Source organism: Streptomyces sp. NPDC002911 (assembly GCF_053591835.1).
In genome coordinates this window covers 102285-115046 of sequence record NZ_JBSFUO010000006.1, presented here as the reverse complement: position 1 = coordinate 115046, position 12762 = coordinate 102285, and the positions used below count along the sequence as shown (strand labels likewise).

12 protein-coding genes are annotated in these 12762 nt (G+C 69.7%); 6 read left to right on the top strand and 6 right to left on the bottom strand.

The window, feature by feature from the left end; translation table 11 throughout:
* The first annotated feature begins 4 nt into the window (after positions 1-4).
* On the top strand, positions 5-670 hold the full coding sequence (locus tag ACWD04_RS12000; RefSeq protein ID WP_451130772.1) for a potassium-transporting ATPase subunit C: 666 nt from the start codon (positions 5-7) through the stop codon (positions 668-670).
* Positions 671-795: 125 nt separating this feature from the next.
* Here ACWD04_RS12000 and ACWD04_RS11995 read toward each other — a convergent pair whose 3' ends face one another.
* Both ACWD04_RS11995 and ACWD04_RS11990 read right to left on the bottom strand, forming a co-directional pair.
* Complete coding sequence (locus ACWD04_RS11995) at positions 796-1020, bottom strand: hypothetical protein (protein WP_451130770.1); 225 nt, start codon at positions 1018-1020, stop codon at positions 796-798.
* A complete protein-coding gene (locus ACWD04_RS11990) occupies positions 1017-1439 on the bottom strand; it encodes an arsenate reductase ArsC (protein WP_451130768.1) in 423 nt (140 codons plus the stop codon). The genes ACWD04_RS11995 and ACWD04_RS11990 overlap by 4 nt, the downstream gene beginning before the upstream one ends.
* 94 nt (positions 1440-1533) lie before the next feature.
* On the opposite strand from ACWD04_RS11990, the gene ACWD04_RS11985 reads away from it, so the two are divergent.
* Both ACWD04_RS11985 and arsB read left to right on the top strand, forming a co-directional pair.
* Complete coding sequence (locus tag ACWD04_RS11985) at positions 1534-1842, top strand: ArsR/SmtB family transcription factor (protein WP_451130766.1); 309 nt, start codon at positions 1534-1536, stop codon at positions 1840-1842.
* Positions 1839-2969, top strand: coding sequence for an ACR3 family arsenite efflux transporter (gene arsB, locus ACWD04_RS11980; RefSeq protein WP_451130764.1), 1131 nt, complete (start codon positions 1839-1841; stop codon positions 2967-2969). Before ACWD04_RS11985 ends, arsB begins: the two co-directional genes overlap by 4 nt.
* 282 nt (positions 2970-3251) lie before the next feature.
* Here arsB and ACWD04_RS11975 read toward each other — a convergent pair whose 3' ends face one another.
* Complete coding sequence (locus tag ACWD04_RS11975; RefSeq protein WP_451130762.1) at positions 3252-3617, bottom strand: ArsR/SmtB family transcription factor; 366 nt, start codon at positions 3615-3617, stop codon at positions 3252-3254.
* A gap of 103 nt (positions 3618-3720) precedes the next feature.
* Here ACWD04_RS11975 and ACWD04_RS11970 point away from each other — a divergent pair, with 103 nt between their 5' ends.
* Complete coding sequence (locus ACWD04_RS11970; protein WP_451130760.1) at positions 3721-5112, top strand: NAD(P)-binding domain-containing protein; 1392 nt, start codon at positions 3721-3723, stop codon at positions 5110-5112.
* A 59-nt stretch (positions 5113-5171) separates the two neighbouring features.
* Positions 5172-5639 (top strand): ArsI/CadI family heavy metal resistance metalloenzyme, encoded by a 468-nt coding sequence (locus ACWD04_RS11965; protein WP_451130758.1) that lies wholly within the window; start codon positions 5172-5174, stop codon positions 5637-5639.
* A gap of 200 nt (positions 5640-5839) precedes the next feature.
* On the opposite strand, the gene ACWD04_RS11960 is transcribed toward ACWD04_RS11965, so the two are convergent.
* The 3 genes from ACWD04_RS11960 to ACWD04_RS11950 form a co-directional block, all read right to left on the bottom strand.
* On the bottom strand, positions 5840-6961 hold the full coding sequence (locus ACWD04_RS11960) for an endonuclease NucS domain-containing protein (protein WP_451130756.1): 1122 nt from the start codon (positions 6959-6961) through the stop codon (positions 5840-5842).
* 214 nt (positions 6962-7175) lie between these two features.
* Positions 7176-8999 (bottom strand): MFS transporter, encoded by a 1824-nt coding sequence (locus tag ACWD04_RS11955; protein ID WP_451130754.1) that lies wholly within the window; start codon positions 8997-8999, stop codon positions 7176-7178.
* 190 nt (positions 9000-9189) lie between these two features.
* Complete coding sequence (locus ACWD04_RS11950) at positions 9190-11796, bottom strand: D-alanyl-D-alanine carboxypeptidase family protein (protein ID WP_451130752.1); 2607 nt, start codon at positions 11794-11796, stop codon at positions 9190-9192.
* 194 nt (positions 11797-11990) lie between these two features.
* Here ACWD04_RS11950 and ACWD04_RS11945 point away from each other — a divergent pair, with 194 nt between their 5' ends.
* Entirely contained in the window at positions 11991-12707 is a 717-nt protein-coding gene (locus ACWD04_RS11945; RefSeq protein WP_451130750.1) for a GOLPH3/VPS74 family protein, read from the top strand.
* Positions 12708-12762: the final 55 nt, after the last annotated feature.

The window sequence follows — 12762 nt, the reverse complement described above, 5'->3', positions numbered from 1 at the left end:
CGCCATGAACACCTCTCTGCAGAACTCCGCACGGCTCTTCGGGGCTGGGCTGCGCGCCCTGCTCGTCCTGACCTTGGTATGCGGCGTCATCTACCCGCTCGCCGTCACCGGTCTCGCCCAGGGCCTCATGCCCGGCCGCGCGAACGGCTCCGAGATCACGGCGAACGGCAAGGTCGTCGGCTCCGAACTCATCGGCCAGCGTTACGACCTCCCCCTCAAGAAGGGCCAGGAGCCCCCGGCCCCGGACCTCAAGTGGTTCCAGCCCCGCCCCTCCAACGGCCTCGGCACCAACAGCGTCAACACCCAGTACGAGCTGATCCTCTCCGGTGCGACCAACCGCTCCGGCGACAACAAGGAACTCATCGACTGGGTCACCACCGCCAAGGCCGCCGTCGTCAAGGACAACTCCGTCCCCCGCCATCCCGTCGCCCCTTCCCAGGTACCGGCCGACGCCGTCACCTCCTCGGGCTCCGGCCTCGACCCCGACATCTCCCCCGACTACGCACAACTCCAAGTCCGCCGCGTCGCCGAACGCAACCGCCTCGACACCGCACAGGTCGAGAAGCTCGTCGACCAGCACACCGACGGCCGCATCCTCGGCTTCGTCGGCGAGCCCCGTGTCAACGTCCTCCAGCTCAACATCGCACTCAAAGCCCTCGTCGAGCAGTGATCGGGTTTTGTTGGGACCGGACCCGGAAGCGATCCACCTTCCGGAGATCGCGCCCGCAGCACTCCACGCCGATACCGCGGCATCAGTCCTCCAGCCGGGAAGGAACGACGTGGACCGCCGGAACTTCATCCTCGCCTCCAGCGGATACGCCCCTCAGCCTGAGCGACATGGACAACATCACCCGCCGGACCACGACCGCCTCTCCCGGCGCCGTCCGCGTCGGCAGGGGCGAGGTGGCAGCCGTGCGCCACATGGTGAAGGCTCTCGGCGACTCGGCGTCCGAACTCGGCGGCGGCCACGCGCGCCACGGGGCGGGAGCCGATGATGACGGCGTCGCGTATCTCGCTCACGCCATGGCCTCCGGAGCGATTTCCCTGATCAGGCCCTCGACCAGTTCCTTGATCTCGTCGCGGATGGGGCGGACGGCTTCCACGCCCTGACCGGCCGGGTCGTCGAGCTTCCAGTCGAGGTAGCGCTTGCCGGGGAAGACGGGGCAGGCGTCGCCGCAGCCCATGGTGATGCACACGTCGGACTCGCGGACCGCGTCGACGGTGAGGATCTTCGGGGTCTCGGCCGAGATATCGATGCCGACCTCGGCCATCGCTTCGACGGCGGCGGGGTTGACGGCGCCGCCGGGGTTCGAGCCGGCGGAGCGGACCTCGACGCGGTTCCCGGCCAGATGAGCCAGCCAGGCGGCGGCCATCTGGGAGCGGCCGGCGTTGTGCACACAGACGAACAGGACGGACGGCTTGCCGGAGGATTCGGCCATGATGATCGCTCTCTCTCGTCGCACGGCGGGACCAACCGCCAATGACTTCAGCCCCCGCTGGTATCAGCGAGCAATGATGTGAAAGTATCAGTGCATGCTGACTTCAGTCGATCCTGATCTGATCCGGGTGCTGGGCGATCCGCTCCGCTTCCAGATCGTGACCCTGCTGGCGCGCGAGACGCTCTGCACGACGCATCTGGTCGAGGAGACCGGCGCGAAGCAGACCAACCTGTCCAACCACATGAAGGTTCTGCGCGAGGCCGGACTGGTGGAGACCGAGCCGTGTGGCCGCTTCACCTACTACAAGCTGCGCCCCGAGATCCTCGCCGGTCTCTCCGAGCAGTTCGCGGCGCTCGCCGAGTCCGCTCGCACCGCTTCCGAGAACAAGAGGGCCTGCCCGTGACCTCCGCCGAGCCCACCACCGTCACCTCAGGCACTTCGCCGGAGGCCGGAGCGGACGACTCGATCGTCAAGAAACTCTCCGTTCTCGACCGCTACCTCGCGGTGTGGATCCTGATCGCCATGGCCGTCGGTCTCGGCCTGGGGCGCCTCGTCCCGGGCATGAACGACGCGCTGGCGAAGATCGAGGTCGGCGGCATCTCCCTGCCGATCGCGATCGGCCTGCTCGTGATGATGTATCCGGTGCTGGCCAAGGTCCGCTACGACAAGCTCGACCGCGTGACCAGCGACCGCAAGCTGATGGTGTCCTCGCTGGTCATCAACTGGGTCGCCGGCCCCGCGGTCATGTTCGCCCTCGCATGGATCTTCCTGCCCGACCTGCCCGAGTACCGCACCGGCCTGATCATCGTCGGCCTCGCCCGCTGCATCGCCATGGTCATCATCTGGAACGACCTCGCCTGCGGCGACCGCGAAGCCGCAGCCGTCCTCGTCGCCTTGAACTCCGTGTTCCAGGTCATCATGTTCGGTGTGCTGGGCTGGTTCTACCTGGACCTGCTGCCGCAGTGGCTGGGCCTGGGCGACGGACAGGGCCTCGACGTCCCCGTGTGGCACATCGCACTGAACGTCGTCGTCTTCCTCGGCATCCCACTCCTGGCCGGGTTCCTCACCCGCCGCATCGGTGAGAAGAAGATGGGCCGCCAGTCCTACGAGGCGAAGTTCCTGCCGAAGATCGGCCCCTGGGCGTTGTACGGGCTGCTGTTCACGATCGTCATCCTGTTCGCACTCCAGGGAAAGACGATCACCTCGCAACCCCTGGACGTCGTACGCATCGCCCTCCCCTTGCTGGTGTACTTCGCGATCATGTTCGTCGGCTCCTTCCTCCTCGGCAAGGGCCTCGGCCTCGCCTACGACCGCACGAGCACCCTCGCGTTCACCGCGGCGGGCAACAACTTCGAACTGGCCATCGCGGTTGCCATCGCCACCTTCGGCGTCACCTCCGGCCAGGCGCTGTCCGGTGTGGTCGGTCCGCTGATCGAGGTACCCGTCCTGATCGGGCTCGTGTACGTCGCGCTGGCCTGGCGCAGGAAGTTCGCCCCCGCAGCCCTCACCACATCAGGAGGAGAATCCTGATGCACTGCTCTGCCTCGACCGCCGCACCGCAGGGACAAACAGCCTCACCACCGGCATCTGCCAGGGATGCGGAGCCGGGTCCGCGCGGTACACGCCCGCATCGCACCCCGGAGTGTGCGGCTCGGCAGCCCGCCAGGAGCTCCGGGTGAGACCGGGGCTCGCCCGGTCAGCCCGGCGCCACGCCCTGGACGAAGGACGCACCGATACCGGGCGGGGCCTCTTCTCCGGGCGACGTCGTCGCCGTCCCCGTCCCTCCGGTCCGCGAGGCATGTGAGTGGGCCGTCAGCTCCGCAGGTCGAGCATGGCGGACATAGCCGCCACGACGGACGGGGCGACCCGGTAGTAGACCCACGTACCGCGCCGCTCGGAGGTCAGCAGCCCGGCCTCGCGCAGTTTCTTCAGATGGTGGGACACAGTCGGCTGGGAGACGCCGACGTCCTGGATGTCACACACGCACGCCTCGCCACCGGGATGCGAGGCGACCCTGGAGAACAGCCGCAGCCGCACCGGGTCGGACAACGCCTTGAACATCACAGCCATCCTCTCCGCGTCGCCCTGTGACAGCTCCCCGGCAGTGATCGGCGGGCAGCACGGCACCACAGCATCAGCGTCCAGGACTGCCAGCTCCACAAGCTCTGATTTCGACATACGTCTATGTTGACACTCATCGATGCGAGTGCCAAGCTGGGGACATAGACAGCAATCGATACAGCGGCCGAACCGGTCGCCCTCCCCGGAGGACATCACCGCCATGACCACCACTGCAGACCTTCCGGTTGTCGTCATCGGCGCCGGCCCCGCCGGACTGGCGGCCGCCGCCCATCTGGTCGAGCGCGGCAGCGAACCGCTGGTCCTGGAAGCCGGGCCCACCGCCGCCACCGCTGTGCGCGACTGGTCGCACGTGCGGCTGTTCTCCACCTGGGCGGAACTCATCGACCCGGCCGCGGAGAAGCTCCTGGCACCGACCGGGTGGACCCAGCCGGACACAGGCATCTACCCGACGGGTGGGGACTGGGCCGCGCAGTACCTCCAGCCGCTCGCCGATGTCCTCGGCGACAGGGTCCGCTACGGCGCCACGGTTACCGGCGTGTCCCGCCTCGGCCGCGATCGGATCGTTGACGCCGACCGGGAACAGCGGCCCTTCACCATCCGCCTCACGCTCGCAGACGGCACCGAGGAGCGGATCCTGGGCCGGGCCGTGATCGACGCGTCCGGCACATGGTCCACCCCCGGCCCGACCGGCGCCGACGGACTCCCCGCCCTGGGCGAACGCGCCGCCTCCGCCCGCATCTCCTACCGGATCCCCGACCTCGAGGACCCCGACGTCCGCGCTCGGTACGCGGGCAGGCGCACCGCCGTCATCGGTTCCGGCGCGTCCGCGTTCACCGCCCTGGCCGCCCTCGCCGACATGGCGCAGGACGAACCTGGCACCCACTCGGTGTGGATCCTGCGCCGCGGCATCAGCGGCTCCACCTTCGGCGGCGGCTCCGCCGACCAGCTCCCCGCCCGCGGCGCCCTGGGCCTGGCCGCCGAAGCCGCCGTCGACAACGGATACGCCGACGCCGTCACCGGCTTCCGCACCGAAGTCATCGAGTCCACCGGAGACGGCCTGGTGTTGGTCGGCGAGGACGGCCGGCACCTCGGCCCGGTGGACGAGGTCATCGTCCTGACGGGACTGCGCCCCGACCTTTCCTTCCTGTCCGAGCTCCGCCTCGCCCTGGACGAGCGCCTGCAGGCGCCGGTGGACCTCGCACCGCTCATCGACCCGAACCAGCACTCCTGCGGCACCGTCCACCCCCACGGCCACCGCGAGCTGTCCCATCCCGAACAGGGCCTCTACCTGGTCGGCATGAAGTCCTACGGCCGCGCCCCGACCTTCCTCGCCATGACCGGCTACGAACAGGTCCGCTCCGTCACCGCCGCCATCGCCGGCGACACCGACTCCGCCGACCGCGTCGAGCTCACCCTCCCCGAGACCGGAGTGTGCGGCGGCGCCGGTCTCTTCGACGCCCCGGCCGCCGGCCGAGCCGACGAAGGTGGCTGCCGCGCTCCGGCCCCCGCTGTCGTGCAGCTCGGCGTCGGCGCCGCCTTGCCGGCCGCAACCGCCGAGGACCCGGCCTCCGGCGGCTGCTGCGGGTCCTGAACCACCGCGTCCCGGCCCGCCGGACCGGGGCACGACCACCCCATGTCAGGAGGATCGTCATGTCACGAGTACAGCTCGCCCTGCGCGTCCCCGACCTCCCCGCCTCGATCGCCTTCTACAGCAAGCTCTTCGCGACCGAACCGGCCAAACTTCGCGACGGATACGCCAACTTCACCATCGCCGATCCGCCGCTCAAGCTCGTCCTCGTCCAGGGCACCCCGGACGTGGACACGCACCTGGACCACCTCGGTGTGGAAGTCGCCACCACCGAAGCCGTTCACGCCGCCACCGCCCGCCTCACGGACGAAGGACTGACGACCGACGTCCAGAACGACACCACCTGCTGTTACGCCCTCCAGGACAAGGTCTGGGTCCATGGCCCCGGGCAGGAACCGTGGGAGGTCTACGTCGTCAAGGCAGACGCCGACTCCATGGCCGAGCAGAAGAAAGGCACCTGCTGCGCAGGCCCGGCCGTCACCGAAGCAGGCCCGCCCGCGCCGGCCGAGGCCGGTGGCTGCTGCCCGTGACTGCCGTAGACGCTCGCGGGGCCGCGACCGGAACAGGGGACCGGTCGCGGCCCCGCGCCGTACTCCCTGCCCTGTTCGCCAGGTTGATCACCAACTGGGGCATCGGCTTCTGCGCCGTCCCTGTCCTGGACCACTGACTGCCGTCGGGTGAGGTCCGTGCCACAACCGTGCCGGACGCGGGGCCACGCCGCTGCTTCGTGTCAGACGTCGGAGAACCCTTGATCGATGCCGAAGTGGCGGGAGACCTCTTCGATCGTGAAGCGGGCGCGGAGCTTGCAGGCGGAGTTCTGGTTGGCGAAGAACCCCGTGCGCCACAATGCCTCTTCGCGTGGCACGGCACGCTCCCAGGTGACCGGGACGATCCACTCACGAAAGTCCGTCCCGTCTCCGTCCGTTGCGTCCCCGGCATGTCGGTAGGTGCCCGTCAGGGGGAGATCAGTCATCCGCCGGCTGTCACCGTCGAGGCTGAGGGTGGCGTCCTCGAACGGCTGAGGCTCACCGGAGACCGTGCCGACGCCCACATAGCCCTCTCTGGGGATATGCGTGAACACCCGGGCCCCGAGGGGCAAGGACCGGATCGTGCGAGAGAACCACTCCCCACCGCCGGCCGACACGAACCCGTAGCGAAGAGCGTCGTCCCAGCTCCGGCCGCCGGTCTCGTCGCCGAACGACACATACCAGTCCGCCCCGTTCCACGGCTCCTGCTTCCCGCGTCCTTTCGCTCCGGGCGACGGCACCACGACCTCGGCCTCGTCCATCAACCAGGTACGGGCAAGGTAGGAGCGCCCGTCGTCCTCGAAATAGCGAAAGAAGAGCACGTTGACCGGAACCTGGAACCCGGAAGCCAGGTAGGTGACGATCCGCTCCGTCGCTGCGTCGATCTCACTCGCGACGATGGTGAGGGCATGAGTCGAATTGAGGGCTTCCGGCGCAGTGCCGCCGAACCGCAGGGCGAACGCCTCGTCCAGCTCTTCCGCCAGTCCTCTGGCTCGGGCGTAGGAAGTGTAGATGTCGCGGATCTGTTCGTTGGTGAGTTCCTGGACCCAGGAACCGTAGTCGAGAACCTGAGCCACCACCTCACGAGGCGTGCGATCCCGCTTGAGCTCCAGAACGTGCAGGCCTCCTTCAGCATCCATGCCCAGAAGGTCGACGACCTTGCCGTACTGCGTGAGCACCTGCCTGCCGATCAGCAGCAGCGGATGTCCCAGAATTCCGGGATCGGCCTCGATGAGCTCCTCGAGCCGAGACTCCAGAGGCATCGGCCGCGTAGCGACTCGCACGGGCTTGCCGTCCACACGCCACAGTCCGAACTCCAGCGGCATCGTTCGTCCTCCCCTCGGACCACAGAGCCCAGCTGACCGGGCTTGCCGAAAGACAGTATGCCGCCGAAGCGTCTCCCGCCGGCGAACCGCGTGTGAACCGGCCCCACCTGTTCCACGACTCCCGCGTGGGGCAGCGCTTTCTCCGCCGCAGCGTGGGCGTCTCATGGCAGCACACCTCTGCCCGTGCGGCCCTCCCGGAGGGAGAGTTCCCGCACTACTGGCGCAGTTCCTCGGGGCACGGGGTGCCCGGCTGCAGCTGGTACGGCGCAGCCAGACGGTAGACCCCCGGGCGCGGTGCGAGGAGTTCGGTCCACTCGTCGCCGTCCCCGTCCTCCTCCACCCTGATCAGACAGCCGTGGGCGTTCGTGAAGTCCTTGGGCGCGCTGCCGTCCTCCGCCGAACGCAGTTCGGACTCCTCCGTCTCCTGGGGCCGCTCCACGCCCTTGCCCTCGTCGTCCACGACGGCGAGCCACCGGGAGTACGGGATCCGGATCAGGACACGGCCCGCCGACTGCACATGGATCGTCAGCTCGTCGTCGCCGGCCCTCTCCACCGTCGCGGGCGGGTCGGCGAGCGGAACCGGGTCCAGGACCCGGAACAGCTTCCAGTTGGCGTCGCTCCAGACCGCCTCCAGATACGGCTGCCCCTTCTCGACGAGCGCCGCCTCCTGCTCACCGCCGGAGTCCGGCTTCCCGGTCGGCAGTACCACGTAGTGCACCGCCCAGCGGTCCAGCCACTCGCGGTAGTTCACGGCGTCGAGTGTGTCGTCGTAGAAAAGCGGGTTGCGCTTCAGGTCGGCCTGCCGGTTCCAGCCGCGGGCCAGATTCACGTAGGGCGCGAGAGCCGAGGCCTCGCGGTGGCTGCTGGCCGGCACCACCTCGACCCGGCCCCGCTCCGCCCCGGCCATCTGGAGCTGGTTGACCAGCGGGGCCAGTTCGCGGTTCCAGGACGCGGTGGGGGCGGTACGGACGATGTCGTCGACTCCCTTGAAGCCGATCCAGAAGTTCAGCCCGGCGAAGGCGATGACCAGGGCGTACCAGCGCCGGGTGCGCGGCACCGTGTACGGGAGTGCGGCGAGCAGGACGACGCCGGCGAACAGCATCGCCATGCGCGACACGTTCGAGCCGATCTGCGAGTCGATCACGTACGTGAGCAGCGTCCCCACGCCGTAGACCGCGGCGGCGGTCCGTACGGTGTGCCAGCCGTGGGGCACCAGGAAGAAGACGAACACGGCGTACAGGAAGGGCAGCGACAGGGTTCCGAGTGCCATCGGCTGGGTGCCCGAGAACGGGAACAGCCATGCGGACAGGACAACCACCGCGGCGGGGGCCAGGCCCAGCGCGTACGCCCCTGGACGCCGTTTGTTCAGGAAGAGCGCCGCGGCGACCACACCGAGGAACAGCCCGGCGACCGGGCTGCCCGCGGTCGCGAGTCCGGCCAGTGGCGCGGCGACGCCTGCCTTGGCCCACCGCTTGTGGCGCCAGCGGTGGGGCCAGCAGAAGACGGCGGCGACGGCGCCGAGCGCGAACATCATGCCGAGCCCGAACGTCACCCGGCCGGACAGGGCGTTGCACAGGTACGCGAACACTCCGGCGAGCGCGCACGCGAGGGGGTTACGGACGGCGGGCACCCGCACCAGGATCAGCGCGGTGAGCGCCGAGGACACCGTGCCCGCGACCATCATCGTCGTGCGGACGCCGAGCACCGACATCAGATAGGGCGACACCACGCTGTACGAGACCGGGTGCATGCCCCCGTACCAGGCGAGGTTGTACGCCGTGCCGGGGTGGCGGCCGACGAACTCGGCCCAGGCGTCCTGGGCGGCGATGTCGCCACCGCTGTTCGCGAAGAAGAAGAACCACAGGAGGTGCGCGGCCGCGGCGACCGCTGTCGTGAGGATTACCGGGTGACGTCGGAGACGGCTCCGTGTCGAGCTGTCGGCGCCGCCGTTGTGTCCGGCGGCCTGGGCCGGGATCCGGACGGACAGGCGTTCGGCGGGCGGACCGGTGCTCGCCCGTGTCGGCTCAGCGGTGGTCACTGCGACTCTCCCCGTCCTCGCCCGAGCCTGCCGAACCGTCCATGTACCGCACGGCCTCATCCGTACTCGGACGGACGCGTCCCGGCGCCCGTCCGTTGCTTTTGGACGCTAGCACGCAGCATTTTGTCCGCGCTGCCCTATCGGCGGACAACCCCTGCCCCCGCGAGGGCGGGGACAGGGAGCGTACCGGTCAGGTGATGCGGGTGAGCTTGTCGCCGAAGGACGGCTCGGCCAGAGTGCCGCCCAGCGTGACCGCGACCTCCACCTGGCTCGCGCCCTCTCCGACGGTCATCGTGCCGACCCTCGTGCCCGCCGCCGCCGCGTTCGGAATCGTCTTGCCGTCGTCGGTCAGTTCGAGCTCGACCGTGAGACCGGGCCAGCCGACCGCCTTCACGTCCTCGGCCACGACCACCTCGGTGGTGCGGCCGAAGCCGTCGTCGACCACGCCGACGACCTGTCCCTTCTTCACGACGGTCCGGCTCTCCAGGAGGTCCTGCGTGGCGAGCATGGCCTCCTTGCTCACCGCGTTGACCGTGTCGATGATCGACGGCTTGTGCTGTCCCAGGATCGCGCCGACGATGAGCTGGTCGGTTTCCCCGACCTTCTTGTGCGCCGCGAAGAGCAGGTTGCCGCCGGCCTTGGTGGTGGAGCCCGTCTTGATGCCGAGCGCGCCGTCGTACGGAACGAGGGTGTTGTAGTTCCGGTGGGTGTGCCCCGACGGGTCCGTCCAGGACGGCAACTTGGTGATGTCCATCAGCGCCGGGATCTCGACGAGCTTCTCCCCAAGCTTCACCTGGTCCTCGGCGGAGCTCACCGTGGTCGCCTTCAGCCCGGACGGGTCGGTGTAGGTGGTCTTCGTCATGCCGAGTTCCTTGGCGGTGTCGTTCATCTTCTTGACGAACGCCTCCTCGGAACCGGCGTCCCAGCGGGCGAGCAGCCTGGCGATGTTGTTCGCCGAAGGCACCATGACGGCCGAGAGGGCCTCCTGCTGCGTGATCGTCTCTCCGGCCTTGACCGTGTTGAGGGTGGACTCGTTCACGGAGTCGAGCTTGCCCTCCTCCTCGGCCTTGGCGTCGATCTTGACGGCCGGCCCGTCCTCGCCCCTCTTCAGCGGGTGGCCCTTGAGCACGACGTAGGCGGTCATCGCCTTGGCCACGCTGCCGATCGGCACCGCCTTCTGCTCGCCGAACGAGTCCACCGTGCCGAGCCCCGTGGCCGCCATGAAGCCCTGGCCCTCGTCCGGCCACGGCAGCGAGGGCTTGCTCCCCTCGAAGTCGTACGTCTGCTTCGCCGTCAGTTCGAGAACGGGCTCGGGAAGCGGACGCACAGCCTGTGCGATCGCAAAGGCGACCAGGAGGAGGAGCACCAGCGGCGTCCAGATCTTGACCCGCCGGACCGCCGTGCGGACCGGGGTCTCCGGGGGCGGCGGGGTGTTCGTCAGCTCGGCCAGCAGGTCGAGCGGCGGCTTGGGCGGCATGGGCTGCTGCCTGGTCCGCTCGGCCTCGGTGAGACCGGCTCCGGGGCTCGCGGGCGTACCGGGTCCTGCCGCGACGTCCGGGGTGACCGTGGGACCGACCACGGCCGCGGGGCGTACGTCGTCGGAGCGCAGCGGCACGAACTTGCTGGTCCGCTCGGCGGGGGCCTCCGGGGCCTCGGTGGTTCCGGAGGGCTTGGCGGCCCAGGAGGCGGGCTTCCGCCCGTCCTCCTTCACCTCCGGCGGGAGCTTCAGCGCGGTCGTCGGCTGGTCGACCTGGTCGGCACGCGGAGCCTTGAAGACGGCGGTCGGATGATCGATTCCCCGCCCGTCGGGCGAGGTGTCCGCCTCCTTCGCCGGAGAGGCCTCCTCGCGGGTGTCCGGGACACGGGGAGCGGCGGGGCCGGCCGCGCCGCTCCCCGCGGCGTCGTCGTCGGCGCCCGCGGGCTCCTCGCTGTCGGCGGCCGCTTCGGTGTCGCGGTCGGCCAGGGTCCTTGCGTCGCTGTCGGCCGGGGTCGCGGCGTCGTCGGCGGCCGGCACTCCGTCGGCATCTGCCGACGTCTCGTCGTCGGTGCTCGCCGCTTTCCCGTCGGGGACGGCCGGGCCGTCACCACTGTCACCGGACGCGTTGGCGCCGTCCTCGGACGGCTTGTCCGCACCCTCGGCCCCACTGTCCTGACCTGTGGCTTCACCGTCGGGCCCGGTCGCCACCCACGCCGCGACGGCGGAACGCAGCCGGACGTCGGTCGGCTTCGCCTCAGCGTCCGGTCCGGAGCCGGGGCCGGAATCGGAGCCCGGCTCGGAGTCCGACTCGGACTCGGACCGGGAGCCGCCCTGCGGCCGCTCGTCGGGCCCGGCATCCACGTCCGCGTCGGCCACGGCATCAGCCTCGGCTTCGGCTTCGGCTTCGGAATCCGAACCGGCCTCGGCATCCGCGGCGCCGGCCGCGTCCGCAGACGCCTCGGGGGACGTGACGGTCCCGGTCGCGTCCTCCGGCTCAGTGGCGGCCGCCTCGGCCTCTCCGGCCTCCTCACGGGACGCGGAGGCCCCCTCGGGGCTCTCAGCGCCCTCCATGGCGCCCTCAGCACCCTCCGAGGCGCCGGGGGCGCCCTCGGCGGCGCCGGCAGACGCGGAGGGCGGCACACGGAAGACCGCAGTCTCGCTGTCCGTCCCGCCGCCCGTCGCGGTGTCCGTCGTCCCGCTCGCCGTACTCGCACCCGCCGCAGCGGACGGTTCACGGAACACGGCGAGACGCGGATCGCGTTCCTCAGCCGTCCCCGAGGACTTCCGCTGCTTCGATTTGCCGGGGGACTCGCCCGCCACCGATACCTCCTTGTTGCGCCGCGGGGACATGCCCGCACTGCCCGAACCATCTACCAGTGTCCTGTGTGAACCCTTGACCGAACCGCTAGACGAGAACGACATAGCTAACGGTTCCCTCACAAAGCACCCAGGCACCCTCGACAGACCAATGTGAGAGGGGTCACCCTGTCACTCATCCACGCGGGGAGGCTTGGATGGGCAGGAGCCGCAGAACAATTCCGGAGGAGCTTCTGCTGCTCGCTCTGGACCCGACCACGGGTACCACAGCGCAGCCGCAGTCGCTCGACCTCGGCCTGGCCGGGGCACAGCTAGTAGAGCTGGCTCTGGCAGGACGGATAGCCCCTGACGGGGATCGTATCGCCGTGGTGATGCCACGGCCGACAGGAGATCCGACTCTGGACTCCGCACTGGAACTGCTGCGCCGTCGTGGCAGTCCGGTCCGGGCCGTCCACTGGATCGGCGGGCCCCGATTGGGACTTCGCCAGATCTATCTCGCTCATCTGGAGCGGTGCGGCATGGTTCACGCCGTGGCGGGCCAGATGTGCGGGGTGCTGCCGACGACTCGCTACCAGGCGACGGACACGGCAATCAGCCGGGACATCAGAGCCCGGCTGGACAGCGCGATCCGCACCGGCGTACCGCCGGACCCGCGGACCGCGGCGCTCGCCGCACTGGCCCACGCGGTCGGACTCGGCAAGCACCTGTACCCCGGGAACGAGGGGCGCTCATCGCGCTCCCGGCTCCGGGACCTGATCAGGCACGACCCGATGGGCGGTCTCGTGGCGCATGCCGTGATGGACGTCCAGAACGGTGTGGCCGTCCAGCCACGCCGTAATCAGCAGACGGCGAGCGTGCCGTTGCAGCCGCAAGCACAGACGCGCCGCGGCAGCATGGCGCACACCTCCGTCTGACAGCACGACCGCGCGGACAGTTGCGCGGAGCACCGAATACCGCCGTACCGACGTC

Excerpts from the sequence above, each read along its gene's own strand:
- ACWD04_RS12000 (WP_451130772.1), top strand. The coding sequence starts at position 5 with ATGAACACCTCTCTGCAGAACTCCGCACGGCTCTTCGGGGCTGGGCTG.
- ACWD04_RS11990 (WP_451130768.1), bottom strand. The coding sequence starts at position 1,439 with ATGGCCGAATCCTCCGGCAAGCCGTCCGTCCTGTTCGTCTGTGTGCAC.
- ACWD04_RS11985 (WP_451130766.1), top strand. The coding sequence starts at position 1,534 with ATGCTGACTTCAGTCGATCCTGATCTGATCCGGGTGCTGGGCGATCCG.
- ACWD04_RS11975 (WP_451130762.1), bottom strand. The coding sequence starts at position 3,617 with ATGTCGAAATCAGAGCTTGTGGAGCTGGCAGTCCTGGACGCTGATGCT.
- ACWD04_RS11970 (WP_451130760.1), top strand. The coding sequence starts at position 3,721 with ATGACCACCACTGCAGACCTTCCGGTTGTCGTCATCGGCGCCGGCCCC.
- ACWD04_RS11965 (WP_451130758.1), top strand. The coding sequence starts at position 5,172 with ATGTCACGAGTACAGCTCGCCCTGCGCGTCCCCGACCTCCCCGCCTCG.
- ACWD04_RS11960 (WP_451130756.1), bottom strand. The coding sequence starts at position 6,961 with ATGCCGCTGGAGTTCGGACTGTGGCGTGTGGACGGCAAGCCCGTGCGA.
- ACWD04_RS11945 (WP_451130750.1), top strand. The coding sequence starts at position 11,991 with ATGGGCAGGAGCCGCAGAACAATTCCGGAGGAGCTTCTGCTGCTCGCT.